The sequence below is a fragment of the Paenibacillus sp. FSL H7-0690 genome (genome assembly GCF_037980415.1).
Lineage (GTDB): Bacteria > Bacillota > Bacilli > Paenibacillales > Paenibacillaceae > Paenibacillus_AQ > Paenibacillus_AQ odorifer.
This window is the reverse complement of record NZ_CP150281.1, coordinates 763,078-786,200: the sequence shown is the minus strand read 5'-3', so window position 1 is coordinate 786,200 and position 23,123 is coordinate 763,078. Positions and strand designations below refer to the sequence as shown.

At 45.3% G+C, this 23,123-nt stretch carries 21 protein-coding genes, 1 pseudogene and 3 riboswitches; of the genes and pseudogenes, 4 read left to right on the top strand and 18 right to left on the bottom strand.

Annotation, left to right across the window (positions count from 1 at the left end; genetic code table 11):
* Positions 1-318: 318 nt before the first annotated feature.
* The 12 genes and pseudogenes from MHI32_RS03570 to guaA all read right to left on the bottom strand — a co-directional run bounded on the left by MHI32_RS03570 (position 319) and on the right by guaA (position 12,128).
* Positions 319-1,128 (bottom strand): transglutaminase-like domain-containing protein, encoded by an 810-nt coding sequence (locus MHI32_RS03570; protein WP_038568647.1) that lies wholly within the window; start codon positions 1,126-1,128, stop codon positions 319-321.
* Between the two features lie 13 nt (positions 1,129-1,141).
* A riboswitch (cyclic di-GMP riboswitch) is annotated at positions 1,142-1,222 on the bottom strand.
* 74 nt (positions 1,223-1,296) lie between these two features.
* Positions 1,297-1,379: riboswitch (cyclic di-GMP riboswitch) on the bottom strand.
* Positions 1,380-1,492: 113 nt separating this feature from the next.
* The gene (locus MHI32_RS03565) at positions 1,493-1,855 is read right to left on the bottom strand and encodes a class D sortase (protein ID WP_340011891.1); all 363 of its coding nucleotides are present in this window, start codon (positions 1,853-1,855) and stop codon (positions 1,493-1,495) included.
* Between the two features lie 29 nt (positions 1,856-1,884).
* Positions 1,885-2,157: a hypothetical protein gene (locus MHI32_RS03560; protein ID WP_340011890.1), complete on the bottom strand. Its 273-nt coding sequence runs from the start codon at positions 2,155-2,157 to the stop codon at positions 1,885-1,887.
* A gap of 102 nt (positions 2,158-2,259) precedes the next feature.
* The gene (locus MHI32_RS03555; RefSeq protein ID WP_076130538.1) at positions 2,260-2,667 is read right to left on the bottom strand and encodes a GtrA family protein; all 408 of its coding nucleotides are present in this window, start codon (positions 2,665-2,667) and stop codon (positions 2,260-2,262) included.
* Positions 2,654-3,634, bottom strand: coding sequence for a glycosyltransferase family 2 protein (locus tag MHI32_RS03550; RefSeq protein WP_038568643.1), 981 nt, complete (start codon positions 3,632-3,634; stop codon positions 2,654-2,656). Before MHI32_RS03550 ends, MHI32_RS03555 begins: the two co-directional genes overlap by 14 nt.
* Before the next feature lie 97 nt (positions 3,635-3,731).
* Positions 3,732-5,510: a phospholipid carrier-dependent glycosyltransferase gene (locus MHI32_RS03545; protein WP_340011889.1), complete on the bottom strand. Its 1,779-nt coding sequence runs from the start codon at positions 5,508-5,510 to the stop codon at positions 3,732-3,734.
* Positions 5,500-6,606 carry a glycosyltransferase 87 family protein gene (locus MHI32_RS03540; protein WP_340012699.1) on the bottom strand — a complete coding sequence of 369 codons (1,107 nt, stop codon included), beginning with the start codon at positions 6,604-6,606 and terminating at the stop codon, positions 5,500-5,502. Before MHI32_RS03540 ends, MHI32_RS03545 begins: the two co-directional genes overlap by 11 nt.
* A gap of 49 nt (positions 6,607-6,655) precedes the next feature.
* Positions 6,656-7,243 carry a hypothetical protein gene (locus MHI32_RS03535; protein ID WP_340011888.1) on the bottom strand — a complete coding sequence of 196 codons (588 nt, stop codon included), beginning with the start codon at positions 7,241-7,243 and terminating at the stop codon, positions 6,656-6,658.
* Complete coding sequence (locus MHI32_RS03530) at positions 7,230-7,754, bottom strand: hypothetical protein (RefSeq protein WP_340011887.1); 525 nt, start codon at positions 7,752-7,754, stop codon at positions 7,230-7,232. The genes MHI32_RS03535 and MHI32_RS03530 overlap by 14 nt, the downstream gene beginning before the upstream one ends.
* Positions 7,755-8,154: 400 nt before the next feature.
* Positions 8,155-9,555, bottom strand: a complete 1,401-nt coding sequence (locus tag MHI32_RS03525; RefSeq protein WP_036679893.1) for an NCS2 family permease — start codon at positions 9,553-9,555, stop codon at positions 8,155-8,157.
* Between the two features lie 121 nt (positions 9,556-9,676).
* A riboswitch (purine riboswitch) is annotated at positions 9,677-9,775 on the bottom strand.
* A gap of 202 nt (positions 9,776-9,977) precedes the next feature.
* Positions 9,978-10,442, bottom strand: coding sequence for a hypothetical protein (locus MHI32_RS03520; RefSeq protein WP_076277883.1), 465 nt, complete (start codon positions 10,440-10,442; stop codon positions 9,978-9,980).
* Between the two features lie 145 nt (positions 10,443-10,587).
* Positions 10,588-12,128: pseudogene (gene guaA, locus MHI32_RS03515) on the bottom strand (glutamine-hydrolyzing GMP synthase).
* A gap of 181 nt (positions 12,129-12,309) precedes the next feature.
* Between guaA and MHI32_RS03510 the strand changes: the two are divergent.
* Entirely contained in the window at positions 12,310-12,498 is a 189-nt protein-coding gene (locus MHI32_RS03510) for a hypothetical protein (RefSeq protein ID WP_340011886.1), read from the top strand.
* 112 nt (positions 12,499-12,610) lie between these two features.
* On the opposite strand, the gene MHI32_RS03505 is transcribed toward MHI32_RS03510, so the two are convergent.
* The 3 genes from MHI32_RS03505 to MHI32_RS03495 all read right to left on the bottom strand — a co-directional run bounded on the left by MHI32_RS03505 (position 12,611) and on the right by MHI32_RS03495 (position 17,462).
* Positions 12,611-14,629 (bottom strand): transglutaminase domain-containing protein, encoded by a 2,019-nt coding sequence (locus tag MHI32_RS03505; protein ID WP_340011885.1) that lies wholly within the window; start codon positions 14,627-14,629, stop codon positions 12,611-12,613.
* On the bottom strand, positions 14,598-15,956 hold the full coding sequence (locus MHI32_RS03500; RefSeq protein WP_340011884.1) for a DUF58 domain-containing protein: 1,359 nt from the start codon (positions 15,954-15,956) through the stop codon (positions 14,598-14,600). The genes MHI32_RS03505 and MHI32_RS03500 overlap by 32 nt, the downstream gene beginning before the upstream one ends.
* 132 nt (positions 15,957-16,088) lie before the next feature.
* Positions 16,089-17,462 carry a polysaccharide deacetylase family protein gene (locus tag MHI32_RS03495; protein ID WP_340011883.1) on the bottom strand — a complete coding sequence of 458 codons (1,374 nt, stop codon included), beginning with the start codon at positions 17,460-17,462 and terminating at the stop codon, positions 16,089-16,091.
* Between the two features lie 107 nt (positions 17,463-17,569).
* Between MHI32_RS03495 and MHI32_RS03490 the strand changes: the two genes are divergently transcribed.
* Positions 17,570-18,238 (top strand): DedA family protein, encoded by a 669-nt coding sequence (locus MHI32_RS03490; protein WP_076106058.1) that lies wholly within the window; start codon positions 17,570-17,572, stop codon positions 18,236-18,238.
* A gap of 14 nt (positions 18,239-18,252) precedes the next feature.
* Here MHI32_RS03490 and MHI32_RS03485 read toward each other — a convergent pair whose 3' ends face one another.
* Positions 18,253-19,515 carry an MFS transporter gene (locus MHI32_RS03485; protein WP_076282482.1) on the bottom strand — a complete coding sequence of 421 codons (1,263 nt, stop codon included), beginning with the start codon at positions 19,513-19,515 and terminating at the stop codon, positions 18,253-18,255.
* 150 nt (positions 19,516-19,665) lie between these two features.
* On the opposite strand from MHI32_RS03485, the gene MHI32_RS03480 reads away from it, so the two are divergent.
* Positions 19,666-20,607 carry a YafY family protein gene (locus MHI32_RS03480; RefSeq protein WP_076130530.1) on the top strand — a complete coding sequence of 314 codons (942 nt, stop codon included), beginning with the start codon at positions 19,666-19,668 and terminating at the stop codon, positions 20,605-20,607.
* Between the two features lie 95 nt (positions 20,608-20,702).
* Positions 20,703-21,008, top strand: coding sequence for a zinc ribbon domain-containing protein (locus MHI32_RS03475; protein ID WP_052096752.1), 306 nt, complete (start codon positions 20,703-20,705; stop codon positions 21,006-21,008).
* 84 nt (positions 21,009-21,092) lie between these two features.
* On the opposite strand, the gene MHI32_RS03470 is transcribed toward MHI32_RS03475, so the two are convergent.
* The gene (locus MHI32_RS03470; protein ID WP_076106051.1) at positions 21,093-22,604 is read right to left on the bottom strand and encodes a DHA2 family efflux MFS transporter permease subunit; all 1,512 of its coding nucleotides are present in this window, start codon (positions 22,602-22,604) and stop codon (positions 21,093-21,095) included.
* Positions 22,601-23,053: a MarR family transcriptional regulator gene (locus tag MHI32_RS03465; protein ID WP_076130529.1), complete on the bottom strand. Its 453-nt coding sequence runs from the start codon at positions 23,051-23,053 to the stop codon at positions 22,601-22,603. The genes MHI32_RS03470 and MHI32_RS03465 overlap by 4 nt, the downstream gene beginning before the upstream one ends.
* Between the last annotated feature and the right edge of the window lie 70 nt (positions 23,054-23,123).

Sequence of the window (23,123 nt, the reverse complement as noted above, 5' to 3'; positions counted from 1 at the left end):
AATTCTCTAATTTTGGATTTCACTTACGTGATTTCCTACTCACTCGTTGTTCAGTTTTCAAAGATCAAGTTCTCGTTGGCGCCGTTTAATGTCTCAGCAGCAACTCTTATAATATATCATGTTGTTTTCAGAAATGCAAGCTTTATTTTTCGAAGCTTTTTATCAGCCTCGTCTATATCGCCTGTACGCTGTCTAACAACGCTTACCTATAATACCCCAACTATTAATAGAAAAGCAACCCCTAATATAAAAATAAACAACTAGCTTAATAATTAAGCCAGTTGTTTATTTAATAGAGTTATGTTTCTAGCGACGAACTTAATAGTATTTTGCCGCAGTATATTTGCTTGAGGCTTTAATTAAATCGGTTTTCTTATCACTCTTTGCAAGTCCTGCATCCACTGTAGTATCAATGGTAACCCACTTCCCATTAAGCAACACTTCGTTCCATGCATGATATTGCGTAACGTAGCTTGTATTCCCCATTACCAACTTAGCAGGAACATCTACACTCCGCAGCATTGCGGCAAAAAGAGAAGCGTAATCATAGCAAATCCCTTTTTTAGTAGTCAATGTCTTATCGATGCTTGGAATATAATCAGTAGTTACACTATTAGCAAGAGAGTAATCATATTGTACATTCGCAACTACATAGTTATAGATCGCTTTAACTTTCTCTTCGTCTGTTGTTTTGCCTTGTACTAATTGTTTAGCTTTGACAATCGCTTTATCAGAAGAACTCCATTTCACATTCTGTACGGAGCCCAAATATACGGAATTCGAGTCACTCATGGTTACGTCTACTACTTCGGAATATAATGCTTTGTATTTATTGCCGGTTGTGTTCTCCAGAACAGAAACCTTATAAGTCCCATTTCCTTGTTGCAAAGGGAAGTCCTCAGCTTGTCCAGAAGCATACAAGTTATATGTATAGCTGCTGTTATCTTTGGTGATCATGAGTTTGATTCTTTTATCTTTCGGAATATCATAGTTAATACCAATAACACCTTGAGCCACTTTGGATGTAATCAACCAGCTGGCATCTGCACTTGCAGCTTGAGCTGTACTTACCGGAACTGAAGTCATTAGGACGAATAACGCCACCAGCATAAAATAAACCTTTTTCACGGATAAAACTCCTTTCGGTAGCTGGCTGCCATCCTTTCGGGAAGGCCCTTTAGCTTTGCGTCCCTACCTTTCGATAGGTTTGCCGTTATCGTATAAGCTCTATCTGTTCTAGCTTTACTAGATATAATTGATAGAATCCATTTGAAACAAACAAAAAAAGCCTCTTCATTCGGTAGCTGGCTGCCATCCTTTCGGGAAAAGGCCCTTTAGCTTTGCGTCCCTACCTTTCGGAAGGTTTGCCGTTATCGTGTTTAGCTTTCATAGTATAATACTATCATATTTATAGTTGTGAACAAGACCTAATTTACTAGATTACCCATTATTTTATAAATATCTCCCGGTATTTGTGTTTTCTTGTCATTCACTATTCTCCTTTTGTTAATTTGGCATGAACAATCAGCCGATGCGTTGGATTCACTAGCGGATCACATGTAATCAGAGTAAGAATCTTATCCTTGTCATTCCCGTCAAGAACGGAGACATCACTCGGATCTACAACAGAAATATCGTATACCTCATAGTTAAACACCTGATCACTAGTCTTTACCGTGATAACATCCCCCACAACAACCTCATTCAATCTGTTAAACAAACGCCCCGTAGTTCTAGCCCGATGCGCCGCGATTGCAGCATTCCCGATCTCTCCAAGGGGTGCCGTTTCTTTCATATGGGCTGCAGCATGTTTCATATTAGCTTTTGTAGCCCCTTCTAATACAGGCAGCTTCAAATCAATCTTATCGATTTCAATTAGTGCGATTACTTTGCCACCGACTTCAATCTCCGGTTCAGGCTTTTCTGTCTCTTGGGGTTGGGGCTGTGCCGGGCATCCAGAACCGATTCCTCTGCTAACAGCTGAGTAACTTCAGCATACCTGCTCTTCAGATCTGGCTGGGGAGTACTATCGGCAGTGCTTAGTTCAGCCGTTTCTAATAACTTCTCCTGCTGCCTGTCGTTGTACCATTCGTTAGCTGTCGGATATAACATGATAAGTATCCCAGCCAGTATGAGTAAATAGGAGAATTTACGCAATGTTATTCACCTCCGTATATTGTTTCTATGGTTATATACAAATCAAGCAGAAACAGCTACTTGCCTTTAAGCATAGCAACTCCTTCTGCCTGAAATTAATGTTTAAAATACCCATTTACGACTTCCAAAGAAATTGATGATCACCGTGATAAAGGTAACCAGCACCTTGGAGATCAAGACTTGAATACCTAGTTTGTCTGTCAACAGATGCATTAGCAGCAGTGATATTCCGAGCACTACCAGATTCAGCACGATAAACTTGACCAGCTGCACGCGGTCGAAGCCTTCTTTATTCCCCCGGTTGCGATCACGAAAGGTTACTTTTTTATTCAAAATAAAGCTATTCGCCGTGCCTGCACTATAGGAGATCACCTGCGCCAATGCGTATACCATCCCTAGTGAATTCAACAATGTAAAAATCACAAAATCAATAAGCGTATTGAGCAAACCTACGGCATTAAATTTGAGGAACTGTATGAATGCAGCGCGCAAGTTCTTATCTGACATCATTGTGGTCCTTCCGGCGGTCCAGTTGTTCTTCGTTCTGGTAGCCTTTAGTCTCACTAACAATATATAGCGGTCTATCTTTAGACTCGTCATAAATCCGTCCGATATACTCCCCAATCACACCCAACAGCATCAGAACGATACCGTTAAAGAGCAGATTAACGCCTACAATGGAAGCCCAGCCCGGAACCGTCCAGGAGGTAAAAAATATCTTTTGAAACAAGACGAAAAATAAATAGAGAAAGCTAGAGAATGAAAGGAAGAATCCAATATACGTAGCAATCTTAAGCGGCTTATGTGAAAAAGAGGTGATGCCATCTAACGCAAAACGAATCATTTTCTTCAGCGGATATTTGGTTTCTCCGGCAAAACGTTCTTCCCGTTCATATTCCACCATAGTCTGCTTGAAGCCAACCCAGCTCACCAAACCTCTGACATAGCGGTTCTTTTCTTTAAGTCCCCGCAGGACATCACATACCTTACGGTCAATAAGACGGAAATCGCCTGTATCCGTAGGAATATCCACACTTGTCATACTGCTGAGCAGGCGGTAAAAAAGCTTCGCGGTGACCTTTTTGAACATCGTTTCTCCGTGGCGCTTCAGGCGTTTCGCATATACAACGTCGTAGCCCTCTTTCCACTTCTCGATCATTTGCAAAATGACCTCCGGAGGATCCTGAAGATCAGCGTCAATAACAACAACCGCTTGACCTTCGGCATAGTCCATGCCAGCTGTAATCGCTACCTGATGTCCGAAATTACGCGAGAAGTCAATCAGCTTGACATGCTCGTCTCGTTCACAGATCTCCCGAATCATCTGGGCGGAACGATCACGACTGCCGTCATTGACGAAGACCAGCTCATAAGTATCGCCGCACTCGTCCATTACTTTTTTCAAACGTTCATAAGTATGGCTAATTACTTGCTCCTCATTGAACATGGGTACAATCACACTATATCTGGCTTTCACCTTTATTCCTCCTACAAGCTTTTTGGAGCGTTACATCCATCTACACTTCATAATAACGCTGCATGCATAAACTTATTTTATAGATTTTTATTAAATCCTAGAAAACCCAAGTAGGGAACCAACGCAGCATATCTTTCACGTAATCTCCACTGACCTGCATCCCTGACAGTACCGGGTAGAAAGCGATAAAGAGCAGCAAAGCAACAGCTACATAGACATACTGTACGTAACGGGCCTCAGGGAATTTAGTATCCAGCAACTTCATTATATATACAATACCAAGAATCATAAATGGCACCATAGCAAAATAATGGTAAATAAATGTTTCTCTTGGGACAAGCATCCACGGAACATATTGCGAGAAGAAGGCAATCCAGATCATGTAGAGATTCTTATCTTTACGTTTCAGCGTAATCCACAGTGTTGCCAACATTGCAAAAATACCCGTCCACCAGATAAGAGGATTCCCCATAGTCACTATACTGCTGACCTGACCTTCCGGCAAACCTTCACCACCGCTAAAGAACCAGACCGGTCTCTTCATAAACGGCCATTGCCACCATGAGGAAGCAAAAGGATGTGTAGCTACAAGCTGGCTGTGGTAGTTGTACATATTCTTTTGGGAATCAATCAAACCTTTTATAGTGAAGCCCTCTGCTGATGCAGATAACCCCGGTACAAAAGATAAGCTATAAATAATTACTGGAATAATTACAAAGAACCCGATACAACTAGCCAACGTAATAATAGTCTTTTTCCAAAAAGAATCTACTGCTTCACGACAGGTGCCCAGCAATTCCTTGTCTTTAATCTTCCCCTCTGCCAGCAGGCGTCCGGAGGCTTGGTATTCTCTGTAGCGTTCAAAAAGGGAGATAGCCAGCATAATGGCCAGCCCTGCTCCTCCATAGAGCACAATCCATTTCGAAGCTACGCCGATTCCGAAGAATAAGCCAGACCAGAATAACGGAATTAATGTTTTTCTTAAAGGCTGCTTGTAGAAATTCATTGTGTAATACCGCTGCATAAAATAGAACATCAACATAATGAAGAACACTCCGTATACGTCAATCGTGGAGATTCTTGTCTGTGTGAAATGCATGAAATCCAGCGCAAACAATCCCGCCGCGAGGGCGGCGTATTTGCTTTTCTTAAACAAACGCAGCGCCATTACATATATAAGAGGTAACATGGCAACTCCGAAAAAGGTTCCGATAATACGCCAGCCGAATGGATTGACCCCGAACAGCTCCATACCTATGGCAATTAACAGCTTGCCAAGCGGTGGATGCGTATTCTCGTAAGGCACAATCCCGTGCGTATATTCATAAGCTGTTCGCGCATGATAGATCTCGTCAAAATAAGTACTATTCATAAAGTTAGAATATTCCGGAATGAGCGCCTGCTCGTCAAAGAGATTGGCCGCTGCTCCTCTTTTAGGTACTGCGTTAGCATCTGGTGTCACACCGGCAATAAGAAGGGGGATTCTTTCTACCCCCTGCTCATAAAAGGCCATTTCGTTCAAAGTGAAACCTGGAGAGGTAACTGTTAACTTCACATATCTCGCTGTAACGTTCAGGGGTTGGCTTTTCCAGATGAAGACATTCCCGACATCCTCACTGACATCCATCGGACTGCTCCAGACCTCAGGATTGTCGCTGAATTCCAGCTTGAACTTACCCGTTCCCACGCCACCAAAGATATTGACCCGTTCCAATGGTTTACTCTGCCCCAAATCTACATAGAAGCTTTCACCACTGGCAGCAGGCTCCCATAAGGTCTCTGGAGATTTAGTAGAGCCAAGATTATATAAAGCAAGCGCTGCGTAAACGGCCGTGATAGCTATTATGCATATCCAATCTATACGCTTAAACTTCATCGTTAAATCGCCCTCCCTTCTGATGCGGTTTAATTTGCCCGACAACTCTCAAATCTTCTTCATACTGTTCTTCCGGTGTAATTGGCGCTGGAAGAGGTTTTATTCCCTTGCGGACATACACATCGTATCCGATATTCAGCATATAAAGCAGCAATGCTAGATTAGCTATAGCAGTCACTAATACGATTCCGTCTGCACCCGGGCTAACATCTGCATTCAGGTGGGATAAGGTGTACGCCACATTGATGTATTGCGTTAAGCTGAATCCGAGAAATAGCGATAAAAAGCGGCGGTCCCGACTTTCTATATAAGTAAACAAACAAAGAATAAGAGCAGGGAACATATAACGTTCATGCATTTTGGTGCCAAGCACAAAGACCACTACTATAAGCACCATCCCGATAAAATAGGATTTGGTCAGATCCAAGCGATCCTTTTTAAAGGAATAAAATGCCGCAACAGCTACAGCCACTAAAATAAATATGAAGCCCCATACACGGTATGGAATGCCAAGCCAGGTTAGATCAAGGGATGACCACATCGGATCAGTCAGTGCATACAGATTAAATGCATTCACTGAAGAATACGGATAGGAAGATAACGTACTCTTGTAAAGATCAATAATCCCTACCAGACCTCCGTTATTCCAGAAAAACGGTGCCGCAAGCAATCCGAAGATCCCTAATCCATACAAAGCTCCGAATCCAAGCTGCTTCCAAGCGCGGTGATGATAAAAAGCAAACAACAATACCGGCGTGAATATCAACGCTTGCGGTTTAATTAGCGTCGCTAAGGCAAACAAAATTGCGGAGCGGACAAACTTTTTGTTCGCAGCGCCATGGATACTGAGCAGCAGGAAGATCAAAAAGAATGAATCTGCTTGTCCCCAAGCCGCTGAATTAATAAGTACCGCTGGATTAAACAGAAACAACAACATTAAGCCGAAAGCTATTCCTGTGCCGAGTTTTTTGCGTGACATTTGATAAATGAAGTAGCCGAGTACCAAATCAGAAAGGATCGCAGGGAGCTTGAAGAGCAAATTCTCTCCACCTGAGCCCTGAGTGAATCCTAAAACGCCACGAATGGCGCTAAGCACGTACAATATGTACAAATAGTAAGGAGGATAATCGGCAAAATAACCTTCTTCATAAAATTTGCCTGTAGCCTAAATCCACCATACGCTGTCCCCAAGAAATAAAGGTATTCATATCATTCTGATATCCTTGCGCGGTAAGACCAATCCACACTCTCAGGATAAAAGCAATTCCGATGGCAATGCTCAGCCATTTGGAATAAATATTCTCAGGCTGCTTCATAAGCTTCTCACTACGGAATGCCTTAGTATAAAGCACTGCAAAAAACACGCTAAACAGCGCTGAGATCAGCAACATCTTAGTTGGAGATACTTTATGTGGAGTGTCTGCCTTTTTGTCGCCGGCATCTGGACTAACCGCTGAACTATCCAGCGAAATGACGTTAGCCCCTTCAGGAGCCGCGTCTAATTTTTCTACAGCAAAATCATCAAAATAAGCCTTACCTTGAATCAAGCTAGAGTAGCCGCCCAGACTTGCACCTATGCCAAATGACTTCTGCTCCGGTCCTGTCTGGCCGATATATTCAAGATACTGCCATTCACCTGCCGTATCAGTTACGCTGGGATACCCCCGCCTACTCCAACGGCAAGAATGTTGGCGCCCATTCCCTCCCCTGCTGTACTTACTACTTTGATCCATCCAGAGATTTTATAATAACTATTCGGCGTAGCCTCAATCGTCTGCACCCATTTCGAATGATTGGGCTCGATATTCTCAATGACTGCCGCCTTGCTGCCGGAATGAACTTCCTCCGATTGGATTGAAAGTAGGCCTGAATTATCTCCTGAAATCCACATATCCTTAGTCCAGTTAGAAGGCGCATCATCTCCCCCTCCTCAAAGTAAGGGTTCTGCAATAGATTCCCCTCTGCATAAATGCTTGTTACAGGAAGCACAAACAATAACAGCATCAATACAGTCATTACGGCCGCACGTGTACTCTTGATCATCGTCCCAACCTCACCTCGTCCTATATTCATCTTAGTCCAGCCAAAAGCATATCCCTTCTGAAAAACAACTCCCGAATTAGTGTATTTCACCGTTGCTAAGAAATCATTTGGATTGATTTTCTCATAAAAGAGCATATAAATATAGGGTATGTTAACCTTATCTGGATCGCAGACCCTTCCATCCACAATATTCCATTCCATAGGATCGCTCTAAGCTTCAAGTTTCTTATATAGACTCTTATATAGAATAGAAGAATCGCAGTGGCTAAAGCAAATACCGGAGCAAAAAAACAGGCCATTCTATCAGCATAAAGCGAGAGAACTAACAAAATGGTAAGACCATAGGACCATCTAGGGGTTTGAAGTATTTTCAGTACAAAATAAACAGAGATCAGGATCAAGGAGGGAACAAATTGGACTCTAATGCCAAGGCTGCCTCGTCCTGAACATCACCTCTTCAACAATATAATCTAAATCATAGATGATGAAAAGCTAGAAACATAGACTAGGCTGAATGGTAAAGTGCCAACAAAAATATAAAAAAAGGGCCCCCTCAGTTATGAAGGAGCCTTTGAATGCACATCTGTATGCTATATATGAGTTAGCCCGCACTACCAAGAAATACATAACGGAGAATAATCAGAATAGCAAGTACCCACATCATCCAGTGAATATCGTATTTTTTCTTGCCAGCAAGGTTAGCTACACAAGCAAGGATTACATAAGTTACGATACCAAAGGAAATACCATTAGCAATATTATAAGTGAAAGGCATGATTACTAGAGTAAGGAACGCTGGAATCGCAACAACCATATCTTGAAAATCAATTTCGCGAATCGATTGTGCCATGAGCACACCTACGACAATCAATGCTGCGGCTGTAGCAGATCCAGGGATCAGAGCCACTATTGGTGCAAGGAATAACGCAAGCAAGAAGCACACACCCGTTGTTACAGCTGTAAGACCTGTACGTCCACCTTCAGCAACACCTGCCGCGCTTTCTACAAAAGCAGTAGTAGTGGAAGTACCCAATGCCGCACCACCAGCTACAGCGATGGCATCGACAAACATTGCATTACCTACACGTTTGTTACCTTCTTCAGGGTTGTCCATAATACCAGCGCGTTGAGCAGTACCTACAAGTGTACCAAATGTATCGAACAATTCTACAAAAGTGAATGTTGCGATTGCTGAAACAATACCGGTGTGCAGGATACCATCCCAGTCAAATTCGAAAAAGTTCAATTGCGTCAGGTCAGGCACCCAAGGAGTTGTTGGACTGGACAAAGAGCCAAAATCAACTACACCCATCAGTATACCCGCGAGGGTTGTACCCAAGATACCGAATAAAATCGCACCTTTAACTTGCAGTACCATCAGGATGGAAATAAGAAGCAATCCGATAATTACCAACTGTACATCAGTGTTCTCTAGACTACCCATATGAATGATTGTTTCAAAGGATAGGACATCTGTGAATGTATTGGCGGAAATATCTTTACCAGCTTCGACACCAATCGTCATCAAACCACTGTTCTTAAGCCCAAGGATTGTAATGAACATCCCGATACCTACGGTAATGGCATGCTTTAAGCTGTCAGGAATGGCTGTCAGTAAGATCTGCCGCACTCGGGTAACCGTAAGCAGGATGAAGATCAAACCGGAAATAAATACTGCGGTCAGACCCATTTGCCAAGTGAATGGATGTTCTGAGGTTGCAGAAGACAAAATTACGGAAGCAAAGTATGCATTAAGTCCCATACCTGGTGCCAATGCTACTGGAAAGTTTATAAACACGCCCATTGCAATGGTGAAAATACCTGCTGCCAGCGCAGTCGCTAGAAATACAGAGTACCAGCCCATATCGATGCGGCCAAATGCTGTTAATGTGCTCGGATTAACCGACAGGATGTAAGCCATGGCCATGAACGTAGTCAAGCCGGCCATTATCTCTGTACGTACTGTAGTGCCGTTCTCTTTCAACTTGAAAAACCGATTCAAATTGTTCTCCCCCTAAGGTATGTTGTGGCTGACAGCAACAAAAAGCCGGTATCTGATCGACACCGGCTCGAAAAAAGAGTAGCACCCATGACTATAGCCCTAGATTCAGGACAATACGGGTTGCTCAGCTCTTCTTAATCGTAGTAAGGTCATTACGGTGACCTCGTAGAAACTTAAGGCCTATTCCCGGAAATATACGAAAGAATTATGTTGTTGTGCTTTATCATTTTAGGTGGACATCACATAAGTTGTCAATGAAAAAAGCGAACATTTTCGACTTTATTTTTTCTATTGTTCGTAATTCATACATTTTTATCTTTAACTTCAACCCCAAAATCCTTTAAATCATGCAGCTTATTAACTATCAAAAGACTTATCAAATGGGTATTTTTCCCTATAAAACAATTTCGATGTTCCCTAGCTTATTGGCCTTTGGAATACTGATAGCTATGCCAAGAATTAGCAAAATGCCCTATAGCTAAACAAATCACTGCAATACCCAACCAGAAAGATCTGCCCCATATAGCCGCAAATCCAAATGCACAAACAGGGAGAACTGCCATGGGAATCGGAAGAAACAATAATGGAGCCCATAATAATCTGAATTGCTGTCCCTTAACCATATAACGAATCCATAAACCGTAATAAATCGTGATAAACACAAAGATAAGTGCAGCCCAGATCCCGAATTCTACATTTTCGAAGTTATCCTTTGAAATCGCAAGAATGGCTATACATCCCAACTGCCCTACTCTCTCCAAAAGAGTGTAGACGATGCCGGCATCTTTTAAACCGCTGGGAACAAGATCGGGCGGAAACTTAATCATCAGTAAACTTGGGGCAAGAATAACCATAGCTATTAGTGTTCCAATAAGTGAGAATCCCATTCTAATGGCTCCTGTAAGTTTATTTTTCCCAGTTTATCACATTCTCTAAAGTTGCTATATAGGGTTCGTCACAAGCTTCACGGTTAATAAAAAAACCTGCTGTCCCTTAATAAATAAGGAGCTGCAGGTTTCTTATTGCTATATGCTATTCCCACTCAATCGTTGCAGGTGGTTTCGAAGTAATGTCATACACTACGCGGTTTACATTCTCAACTTCGTTGACAATACGTACAGAGATTTTCTCAAGAACATCCCATGGGATACGTGCCCAGTCAGCGGTCATGCCATCGATGGAAGTTACTGCACGAACACCTACTGTGTAGGAATACGTACGAGCATCACCCATAACTCCGACACTCTTCATGTTAGGCAGGGCAGTGAAGTATTGCCAAATTTCACGGTCTAATCCCGCTTTAGCAATTTCTTCTTGCAGAATGTAGTCAGAATCACGAACGATGGTAAGCTTGTCCTCTGTTACTTCACCCAAGACACGAATAGCAAAGACCTTAGATATGGGAAAGGCTGACGCCATACGATCGCACGTGGCATACCCAGCTCTTCACCGAGTTTACGAACTTCATCCTTAAACAAGGTGTTTAGCGGCTCGATCAAGCTGAATTTCATATCTTCTGGCAGGCCGCCCACATTGTGGTGGGATTTAATGGTTTGCGCTGTAGCTGTTCCACTCTCAACGATATCCGTATAAAGCGTACCTTGTGCAAGGAATGAAAAATCTCCGAGCTTAGCTGACTCTTCGTCGAAGCAGTAGATAAACTCGTTACCAATGATTTTACGTTTTTGCTCAGGGTCTTCAACACCTGCAAGTTTGCTCATGAAGCGATCGCGTGCATCGATTTTCACTACATGAATATCGAATTTGCCTACGAAAGTCTCCATAACGCTTTCTGCTTCACCTTTACGCAGAAGGCCGTGGTCAATAAACATACAGGTCAATTGATCTCCGATTGCACGGTGGATAAGCATAGCCACAACGGAAGAATCCACTCCGCCACTAAGAGCGCAGAGTACTTTTTTATCTCCGACTTGATTGCGAATATCTTGAACGGCTTCATCGATAAACGATTCCATTGTCCATTTGCCGTCGCAACCACAAACTTGGTATAAGAAGTTCGAGATCATCTCGTTACCTTGAACGGAGTGACGTACTTCTGGGTGGAATTGCACAGCGAACAGTTTGCGCTCCGCGTTGCTCATTGCTGCAATTGGAGCACTTTCTGTACCTGCATCCAGCTTGAAGCCTGTTGGAAGCTCAACTACATGGTCACCGTGGCTCATCCATACAGTCTGGCGGTTCTCCAATCCTGCAACTAAAGCAGTTCCTTCTGCAAAGTCAACATCAGCTTTACCATATTCCCGTTTAGCCGAACGTTCTACTTTACCATCAAGCTGATGAGCCATCAGCTGCATACCATAACAAATACCGAAGATCGGCACTCCTAGATCATAAATAGCCGGATCTACGTGTGGTGCATCTTCAGCGTATACACTGCTAGGTCCGCCGGAGAAGACAATTCCTTTAGGCGAAAGTGCTTTAATCTTGTCAACTGGCGTATTGTACGGCAAAAGTTCGCTGTATACTCCCAGATCCCGAATTCTGCGCGCGATAAGTTGGTTGTATTGTCCCCCAAAATCGAGAACGACGATAATTTCATTTGGCTTGTTCATTACGTGCCTCCCTTGATTATTGGATTCATTATACTCATGGTTAATTCTCATCGTCAAGGAAAGGAGGACACGCCTCTCATAATCAGAGAGTGATAAAACTTCATGCAGAACCTTCCTTGCTATGGCATAAATTAGATAGCGGATCTAAGCGTTATTAGCCGTTTATGTTAAACGGAAGGTAATGAGCAGACATTCGCGAATAAACGCGGCCGTATCAGAAGCCGCAGGTTCGCCGCCAAGGGCGGGAGCGGAGTCTACGGGATTGTCGCGGGCAGAGATCACGGCTGTGGAGGCCGAAGCTGGCGCGTACGCCAGGGTCTCCCACTGGCGGACAAACTGCCGGACGGCTACATCTAGTCCGGCATCGTAAATCCGCAGGGAGTCCACATACTCCCTGCCAGTAACGCCGGGCGGCGGCGGTCCAAACCGCTCCGCCAGCCCGTGCCAAGCCAGAGAGGCCGCGCGCAGCTGCCTCTCACGGCTCAAGCTGCTGCCGCGACGCGCGGCCAGCAGCAGAGCCGGCTGCGCCGCCAGCGCCAAGCGGCGGCGGGAAGCAGCGCCGCGGCAGCGAGCGGCGCTGAAAAGGGCCCGCCCGCCAGCGGCAGGGCGGGCAGTTCCGCGCTGCGCGTTGCTTGCGGTGCGACTGCTGCGGCCGCTGGCCGTGCCGGCGCAGGGAAGCCAGCCGCAAGCGCAGGACCCGGCGTCGGATCGAAAGGAACCCAACCTGCGCCGGCAAAATAAACCTCTACCCAAGCATGCGCATCCCCTTGGGTGACTAAATACTTCGCCGGCATGGCTTCCTCCTGCTGGGTTCCAGGTCCGTAGCCTTGAACATACCGCGCTGGAATACCTGTGCTTCGCAGCAATACGGTCATCGCTGTGGCAAAATGCACACAGTAACCCTGTTTGGTCTCAAACAGGAAATGATCCACAAAATCAGCCCCAGCTGGCGGAACCATGGTATCCAGCGTGTAAGAATACCCGTTTTGCAAATAATCCCGAATGGCGGTTGCGGAATCATATCGGTTGCCCGAGGAAGCTGTGAGCTTCTCTGCCAGAGCTTTCACTCGCTCAGGTAATAAATCAGGCAGTTGCAAGTATTTATTCTTTATTTCTTGTGGATCAGCGTCACCCAACCCGCGCAGCAGTACTGGATTACTCTCGGGAAGTATAGAATCAACTATATACTCAGTGATCCGAGTTGACCCCACCGAATCTGGCAGACGAAAGGTATCCCTGTCCTTATTCGCCAGAACATAACCAAGCTGGCTGCCATTGGATAGTTGAACTGTCTCAACATCTGTTAGGGTACCCGCATTGAATACAGGAATTCCACCGGAAGAGGGAATAGCAAATTGTATCCGCTGTTGCAAAGTCCGCCCCCCATTAGTGGTGGTTACCGTCGCCGGAATCTGAGGCAGGCTGGACAAGTTAAGCGGAGTAAACTCCTCACCACCTCTGATCCAACGGCGACCGTCATAATAGGCAATGCTCTCCCCGCGCCAATAGGTACGCTGGCTGGTCAATGCTGTGAAGACTGGCTCGGTATTGCGTAATAATGGAGCACCCAGTTCTCCATCATTTGTACTATACCCTGTTGTTCCTGCAGGTATAGCCTCATTATCTTCCGGCATATGGCCCGAAGCCCATTCCTGCAGCTTTTCAAAGGTTGACTGGAGTGTAGTTTGGTTAGGCGGTCGTACTTCATATACCTGCCCACCAAACCATGCTGTCATCATGACGAATATAGCAGTTGCTAATGCCAAAACTCCCCATCGGGCATACGGCAGGTGAATGCTGCCCACCCGTTCCCGCAGACGGAGCAAACCACTCATTGCTTGCATCCATACAATAAGCCCGACTGATATTACAACATCCGTTGTCGTATTAACGCCAAAGCCAATATCCAGAACTAATAGATAAATGAGGGTCACCGCTGTAAACAGCAGCGTACTACCTCTGAAAAGTGCAAGCTGCTGCACCGAAGATACCAGCAGCCCCCAGCCAACAATCAAAATCAAAAGTCTGCTGATCTCGCTTAGCTGAGAAACATGCCCGGAAAAGAGCAAAATCAGATCATTTGGAATTTCTACTGCATAAATGCCCAGCCATCCTGTCCCTACGCTCTCGCTGCATAGATATAGCCAAGCTGTGCCGATCATCAAACATTGGATACTTAGCAATAGCCACCCGGGAATCTGAAGGATTCCCCACATCAACAGCACGGCAGCAGAAATCATCAGAATCTGCAGCAATCTAGCAGTATCTTCCAATGAAGTCGTTCTATATAAAGGGAGCAGCCATTCTAAAAACAGCCCCAAAATAGCCAAAGAGAACAGCATGCGATAATACAGAGGTATCTTTCTCTGTTTACCGGCATGACTGTTCTCCAGTTTTTCCAAATGGAGCTGCTTTGGTTCCTTCCCACTGTGCTCATTCATAGAGAAGCTTGTGTCACCCGGTATCCGCTTACCGTAGCGTTGGTTTTCCGGATGATTCATGGTACTCTACCTCCCTGAGCCTGTAAGCTGGCAATGCATCATCCAGACAAAACATCCGTGCTCCCAGACGACCCAGACTATCCCCGACCGTTCCCCGCACAGGCTGGCGGATCTCCTGCAGCATTACCTCAGCAGGCAGCGGAGCTGGCTGATCCCAAGCATAATAGAGCTCAACTTTTACACCTTGCACTAAGAATTTAGCGATAACCTTAGCGGATTGTTCCTCTAATCTTCCGGTCACTATAGCAACGGTCATTCCCGGAATCCAGCCTCTAGAAGCATCCTCCAACAGCTCGGACAGGGTTCTTGTTCCATTCGGAGAAATATCAGTTAGAATATCCAGCACTCTCCCTGGGATTTTACCCAGTCCTTCATGCCTAGCCATTCCTTCCGGCCAGCCTCCGCTAAATAACTGGACATAAGCACCTGACTGCTCAGCAAAGAGCATCAGCCCCATCGCCGTTGACACTGCCTTCTCAAATACCGGAGGCTGCTCCTCCCGACTGCCACGAGGTGTAAGTGCATTGGCTGGAATCTCATAGCTTTTGGGATCATTAGCCAACACGATACAGCTCATTCTTGCCTTTTCACGCTCTGGAACTTTGCTCTGCAGATTTCCTAGCCGGGCGCTGTTCTTCCAATGAATTCGGCTAAGCGGATCACCGGGCTCATAATCCCGCGATTCCATGGTCTCATCATTGCTGCTTCTTCCCCTTCTGGAATAGAGCGAATTACCGCTAATAAAGCCGCTATCCGGGACTGCTCCGCCATAATATAGGGGGGCTGGCAGCACTTTAACGCTATGCTCTTCAGCAGGCTCAGATCGGCCTGTGAACCAGCCGGGCAAATCTCCCCAAGTTACTCTACAGCCCTGCAAATGATGATGTCCCCGCGGCATATTCTCAAGAAGGTAGGTGTATTCAAAAGAGCGTCTGAATCCCGGAAACAGTAGCTTGTGATGTCCTCTATCCCTCCAAAAATCAGCGATAGTCAGCCATGGCAGTGGAAGCCGGGCAGAGAAATTCACCCGTACCTTCACAAGCAGTGTACTTCCAGCTATCGGTCTTACTGGAGTGATTGTCCGTTCAATCTTTATCGCCCGTGGACCTGAAAGTTGAACAATCAGTCCGCCAACCATGATAACGCCTACAGCGATCAGCAGAAATAAGAGTGATGCGCCTCCGCGCCATGCATATAAAACACCTATAATTCCAGCCACAGTCAGCATCCGCAGCCATTCAGCCAACGCACTACGGCTACGCGGATAGCTTCTAACTCTTTCAGTCTTGTTATTTAATTTGTGTTCTACTTTTTTTGAAGAGGACAATGGAACGAACACCCTTCCTTTGGGTCTAGACTTGTTCCCAGCTGAGGAACTTATTACTATCTATTCTTCCCATGAAAAAGGGTGCCCAGACATTGTTTTTTTCTTTTAAAAAAACTGCCTGAGCGCTAAATCTCAGAAGGCTATTACCCGGCGCTCACCTTCCGTCACGCTTATATTTAAAGGAGGATGATCGGCTGTCTCCAGCAGCTCACGCAGCGATACCCAGATAGAACCGCCAATCATCTCCACACTGGCACCGTTTATCTTTTGAACATGATCGGGAAGATTTAACAGGAGTTCCTTGTTCGCCACATCCGCGATGATATCTTTGCCGTTCCAGGCAATCTTCCCACTGCGACTGCCCGCATCCCAATTAATCTGCCCTCCCAGCCGTTCGATCACAGCGCGAAGTGGCACCATATATTTCCCTTTTTGCAGAGCATATTCACCTGGCGCCAGCTTCGTCTCCAGCTTTCCAACCTCCAGCACCAAAGGTTTGCCGGGCGCAAACAGCTCTGCATTCGGTATGATATTCGAGGTGATCCAAGCTTCCGAAGGTTTCACTCTGCCCAAGCTATTTGCTTTTGAGGAGACTCTGAATTGTACAGGCTCCACCGTCTCATCTAAAAGGCCAAAGCTGTACCCAGCAGCCTTATAACGCGCAATAATATCAGGCAGTGCTTTAACACTCTCCTGATGGCCGCCGCCATCATGCAGCAGAAGAATAACCCGAGAGGACTTCAGATCTGCAGTTGACTCTTTTAAGATTTCTGACGCCGGTACCCCTTTGCGTTTAGAATCCCCGCTGTCCACCGTCCAATCCGTAACGATATAACCGGCTTGCTTCAACAAATTGAAGTAGGTATTATCAAAGTGATCAAAGGTTCCGCCCGGGGCGCGGATAAGTTGTGGGCGAACCCCTGTAATGCCCCGAACAATTTCTTCGGTCTTTTTAATCTGGCTCCAAAATTCAGTGAATCCACTATATAAATCATGGTAATTATGATTATAGGTATGATTGCCAATAGCATGTCCTTGTTCCCATATGGCATTAATTAGCTCTGGATGGCTTTTCGCTTGATTACCAAGGACAAAAAAGGTCGCCTTCACACCTTGCTGCTGTAAAATTTTTAGAACGTTGAAGGTATTGTCACTCGGTCCGTCGTCAAATGTAATATAGACCGTTTTTGAAGCTTTCTTTGCGGCCGTAATTGCTGAATATGTTGTCGACACCTTGGATACTTGTGCCGTACTGGAATTCAATTTAACTTCTGGAGAAGCAGTCACAATGGACTCTGCTTTAGGAGGCAATTCTTGCATCGCCACTAACGGGAGATTATTCTTAACAGAGACAGACTCCGCACTTGCGGACTGTAATGAACGATTCATCCAAGAATCTACACTCTCCCCTGCGTTCCATCCCAGCATTACGATGACGATTACAACCATAACAAGCAATCCGCTTATCAAGTTTCGGCGGCCGTGAGTGTTTTTGTTACCTTTCATCTTCTCTACCTCCAGCATTCTATTGGCTCAAAAGCCATTTGGTAGATTGTATGAAGACAAGCTTCAAAATAGAATAAGGCAACTGCCCCTTGGAGAGTGAGAATCTTATGGAAATGCTGAACTTTATACAAGAATTATTCAGCAAATATGGATATAGCGTATTGTTTTTTGGATTGCTGCTCGAATTCGTTGCCTTGCCGTTTCCCGGAGAAACTACCATGGCTTTTGCAGGTTTTCTTTCCTATACGGGAAGACTTGATTTCATAACGTTGATTCTAGTGGCGTTTGCTGGGACCACAGCCGGGATGACCCTCACCTATTTTGTCGGCTTAAAAGCCGGAATGCCCTTCATCCAGCGATACGGAAAGTGGTTGCTGTTCTCCCCTGCCAAGCTGGATAAAACGCAAAAATGGTTCGAGAAATACGGCAGTATTCTTATTTCCATCGGATATTTTATTCCAGGCGTTCGTCACTTTACCGGCTATTTTGCTGGTATAGTTGCGCTGCCCTTCCGTAAATTCGCCCTCTACGCTTATAGTGGAGCGTTATTCTGGGTAGTGCTGTTTCTTGGCATAGGACGGGTATTTGGTCCGCAGTGGATGGGTATTTTCCATTTATTCGAGTTATATGCACTATGGATTATCTCTGGCGGTGTAGCTATAGCTGCCCTTGTAATCCTGTATCGCTATCGCAAAAAGATAAGCATCCGCCTGTTCCCGCGCAAAGCTGCCATAAAGCTACAGACTCAGGTTAAAAAAACTTCCAAGGGACGGTGAAGCCACCGCCCTTTTTAAGTACGTTTTTTCTTGCTGCGTACCCCCGCGTATCCTGCGAGTAAAAGCGCAACTATGGCAAATCCCGCTCCCCCAGCAAACCCTACCATTCTTGGTTCCACCCCTTCTAATAGCCACCCGGCGAACAGCATAGATAATCCCAGCAGCGTATTTCCTACTGCAGACAGGAGTCCAAACACAAAGGGCTGCATAGCAGATGGGGTTTCCTGCATAACGAGCGTATCCAGACAGGCATTCCCCGTCCCCCCGGCAAATGACAGCAGGATGTATAACATAAATGCTGCCGCAAAATGATTGCTGACACTGATGCCCATGAGTAACACACCTTCTAGTAAAAGCCCTCCGATGGCTACAATCAGCAGCCCCTTTTTTAAATAACGTGAGGTAAAAAAACTAAGGCTAAGACCGATGCCAAGCGCCGCATAAAATGCCCCCACTCCAATATCCCCCGCGTGAAATACCTGTATCGCATAGACACTGATCAGTACATTATCCAGACCATTTAGCAACGGCACCAACAGCTCATAACCGAAAATGACCTGCAACGTTAAGCTTCCGCCAATTACCATTCCCAGAGCACACAGCCGACCGTATTGTGCTTCTTTATCGGATTTTTCTAAGTCCCCCTCAGGAGAATATGTAGCCTTCTTAGCCACCGTCGCCATTTCCGAATGTTGTGGAAAATCGATACCGTAAATTAACATCGCTGCGATTAAAAAAGACACTGCATTCATAATGAACGCTGCCTCCGGACCAAACCACATCGACACCACCCCTCCACTGAACGCTCCAAGGATCAGCACGCAGCCGCTCATTAACTGCTCTAGTCCGTTGACGGTCAGCAGAGAATCTTTGGTGACGAGCAAGGGGATAGTGGACCTACGAACAGGGCTGTAAATGGCTTCACCCGCTGCCAGCAAAAAACTTGCCATATATAACAACCACAGCTTCTCCTCCCCATCCACCCATAAAAAGGCTAAGGCTACTGGGACCCTCAGCATATCTGTAGCTATCATGATATATTTGCGTGGAATTTTGCTGCTAAGTATGCCTCCAAGCGGGGCCAGAAATAAATAAGGAAACAGTCTCACACCTAACGAAATCCCTACCGCCATGCCTGATCCCGTCAACTGCAGAACCAGCGCTAGTACTGCAACGCTAGTAAAACGATCACCAATTCCATTGATCAAGCCGGCTGTGAACAATCGTGAATATCCCTTATGACTCCTAAACATCGCAACAGCTGAGTGATTATTCATAAAATAAACCTCATTTCATCTATTTATACACATATCTAATTAGATATTAATCGAATCATTAATTTATGACAATGCTTTATTTTCAAGGATTTGCTAAGATGAAATACAGCATTACTTCACGGAAATCTCCGGGAAAGAAGGAATTGTCTTTTGAAAATAGATCGATTGCTCTCTATCGTTATCCTGCTAATGAACCGCCGCCTAATTCAGGCGAAGGAGCTAGCCGATATGTTCGAGGTATCTGTGCGCACGATTTATCGTGATATTGAAAGCATTAATGGAGCCGGAATTCCTATCGTCACCTATCAGGGAGCGAACGGTGGGATCGGGCTTATGGAAGGATACCGGCTGGACCGCAATGTTTTGACGGATCGTGAGCTGGCGGATATTTTCACGGCTCTGCAGAGCGTCTCGTCTTATGGAGGAAATGAACATACTCTGCTCATGGAAAAAATCAGCAGCGTAATCCCGCCCTCCCAATCCGCCGCCTTCCGCAGCAAAACGACTCAGCTCATCATCGACTTCTCCCCATGGGGTCTTCAACGTATTCTGGAAGAAAAGCTTGCCACTCTAAAAGAAGCACTTGAGGAAAGCGTGACCGTAAACTTTGATTATGTGGATGCTGCGGGTCAGACAAGCCAGCGTTCGGTAGAGCCCTATACTTTAGTGCTAAAGGGGCAAGCATGGTACTTATATGGATTTTGTCTCAATCGTCAGGATTTCCGTCTATTTAAGCTGTTGCGCATGAAAGAGCTCGTTAAGAATACCCAAGTTTTTATTGCAAAAGATGTGGATGCAAGCGAGCTGCCTTGGAGCAACGAGTATCAGAGATCAACCGTAACAACAGCAACACCCATCGTTTTGCAGTTTAAGGCTGAAAGCAAACATCTAGCGGAAGAGCGGTTTGATTCTACCGAGCTACTGCCCGACGGTAATGGAGGTTACAAGGTTACCATCAACTATCCTGAGGATGGATGGCTGTATGGTTTCCTGCTAAGCTTCGGGATGCATGTAGAAATCTTAGAGCCACCGCATATTCGGCAAAAGCTGGGGCAGCTTGCAGCAGGCATAGCAGCAAAATATACAACCTAACAATAAACCTGACGGAATGTCGTCAGGTTTATTGTTCTATACTGAACTTAAAGCGGGCGCTCGAGAGCTTGCATACCTTTAAAGGAGTGTTAAATATGGGACATGAACATGTAGAGCAAGGAGATCTTAAAATTTGTCAAAGCTGTGGGATGCCAATGCCTACGGCGGAATTGCTTGGAACGGACCAGAATGGCAACAAGATCGAAGATTACTGCGTGTACTGCTATGAGAATGGCGCATTCAAACAGCCTAACATCACGTTGCAAGAAATGGCTGACATTTGTACAGGCTATATGGTCGAAGAAGGAATGGATGAGAATGTTGCCCGTAAACTTCTCGCGGAGCAGCTGCCACATCTGAAACGTTGGAGCGATCCTGCAGCTGTGTCTCCAGCTAACTAATAGCATCACAACAAAAGAAGCGCCCTACGGAACCATAACAGTTCGTAGGACGCTCCTTTTTCCATTCTTTGTTAACCCAGTTTTTTATTGATTGTCCTGCTGTGGCTGCACTTCTTCCGTCTTCAGGAAGTCTGGCTGCGGTGAAGTCTTTTTAATAAAGAAAGCCAATACCAAAGCAACTACAGTGATCCAGGTAGCAATGTTAAAGGCATGCGTAACCCCGCTAATTGTAGCCTCTTGCGTAAGCTTAAGCATCGCTGCTTTATCGTTTAACGAAACCGTTCCGCTCATAAGCGTATCAGTGATTGTGCTCTTCGTCTTATTGGTCATTAGACTGACGAACAACGCCATTCCCAGCGCGCCTCCGACCGTCCGCAACGTATTCGACATTGCTGTACCATGCGAGCTTAAACGCTGTGGAAGCTGGTTAAGTCCAGCCGTTACAATCGGCATCGATAACATCGACATGCCTAACATCCGAACCGTGTAAGTAATAATCATATGAGTATACGTCGTACTGTCTGTAAGCTGGCTGAATTGCCAGGTCGTAATTACTGTAATAATCAGGCCTACCACAGACAGCCATCTTGCCCCGATTTTATCAAATATAATCCCCGTGATTGGAGACATAATTCCCATTAGAATGGCTCCCGGCAACAGCATAAGACCGGACTCCATTGGCGTAAAGCCACGGATCGTCTGCAAATAAATCGGCAGCAAAATCATACCCGAATATAAAGCCATCGTAATGATGATATTGATTAATGTCGTGAGTGAATACATATTGTATCTGAAAATCCGGAACTCAAGCAGTGGTGTCTCAGCCTTAAGCTCTCTCCATACGAATAAAGCCAGTGCAATCACACCCACAATGAGGCAGGTAATGACTGTTGCACTTCCCCAACCATCGGTTCCAGCATCACTGAAGCCGTACAACAATCCCCCAAAACCAATGGTAGACAGGATAACACCCGTTTTATCCAGCTTCGGAGAAGTTGTTTGCCCTACATTTTGCATTGTTTTCATACCTAGCAAGGTAGAAAGAATAGCCAGCGGAAGAACGATAAAGAACAATACGCGCCAAGAATAGTTCTGAACTACCCACCCTGACAACGTTGGACCTACAGCTGGAGCAAAAATCATGGCTACCGCCATTAGCCCCATCGCTTTTCCCCGCTCTTCAATTGGGAAGATGCGAAGAAACACAATATTCATTAACGGCATCAAAATCCCTGCGCCAACCGCCTGAATGACTCTGCCGACCATGATCATTTCAAAGCCTGTTCCGATTCCACAGACAAGTGTACCTAACGAAAAAAGTGACATCGCGGTGATGAATAGCTGGCGGGTCGTAAACTTTTCCACCAGAAACGCACTAATCGGTATCAGCACACCGTTCACGAGCATAAATCCCGTTGTTAGCCACTGTGCCGTATTCGTTGCGATTTTTAGATCGTCCATTATGCTCGGCAATGCCACATTAAGAAGTGTTTGGTTCAAAAGTGCGACAAATGCACCTATTAAGAGCGCTGCAATAATCGGTCCTCTACGTATTCCCTTAGTTGCCGCTGCAGCGTTACCTGTAATTGTACTCATAAATTCTGTTTGTCTCTCCCCTGCTCTAAGATCTGAATGATTTCGGTATGAATCCTAAGTAATTCGCCTGCATCCTCGGCAGGTATATTGGATAGTGGAAGTAAGTGTCTTCTGAGCGATTGCTTACTTCTTTCCCTGATCTCTCTGCCCTTTTCAGTAATCGCCAAGTTGTATATACGCCGATCTACCTCAGAGCGCTGTCTTGTGATCAAATCGGCTTTCACCATCCGGTCCACTACTCCGCTCGCTGCACTGTTCCCCAAATGTAATAGCTCGGCAAGATCTGTAATGCCAATATCGGGATTTGCAGATATTTTGCGGAGAACCATCAACTGTGTTGGTGTGATGTCCAGCTCTTCAGCATCCTTCCACAGCAACTGCTGAAATGCATGGCTAATCCGGCGAAAAGAGGAGAATATATCATCTAATTGCTGCTCCTTATCTTCCAAATCTTCACCTCCAAAGAATTAATTAGTTAGACCATCTAATAGTTCGCATGCGTACTATTTTACACCTTAA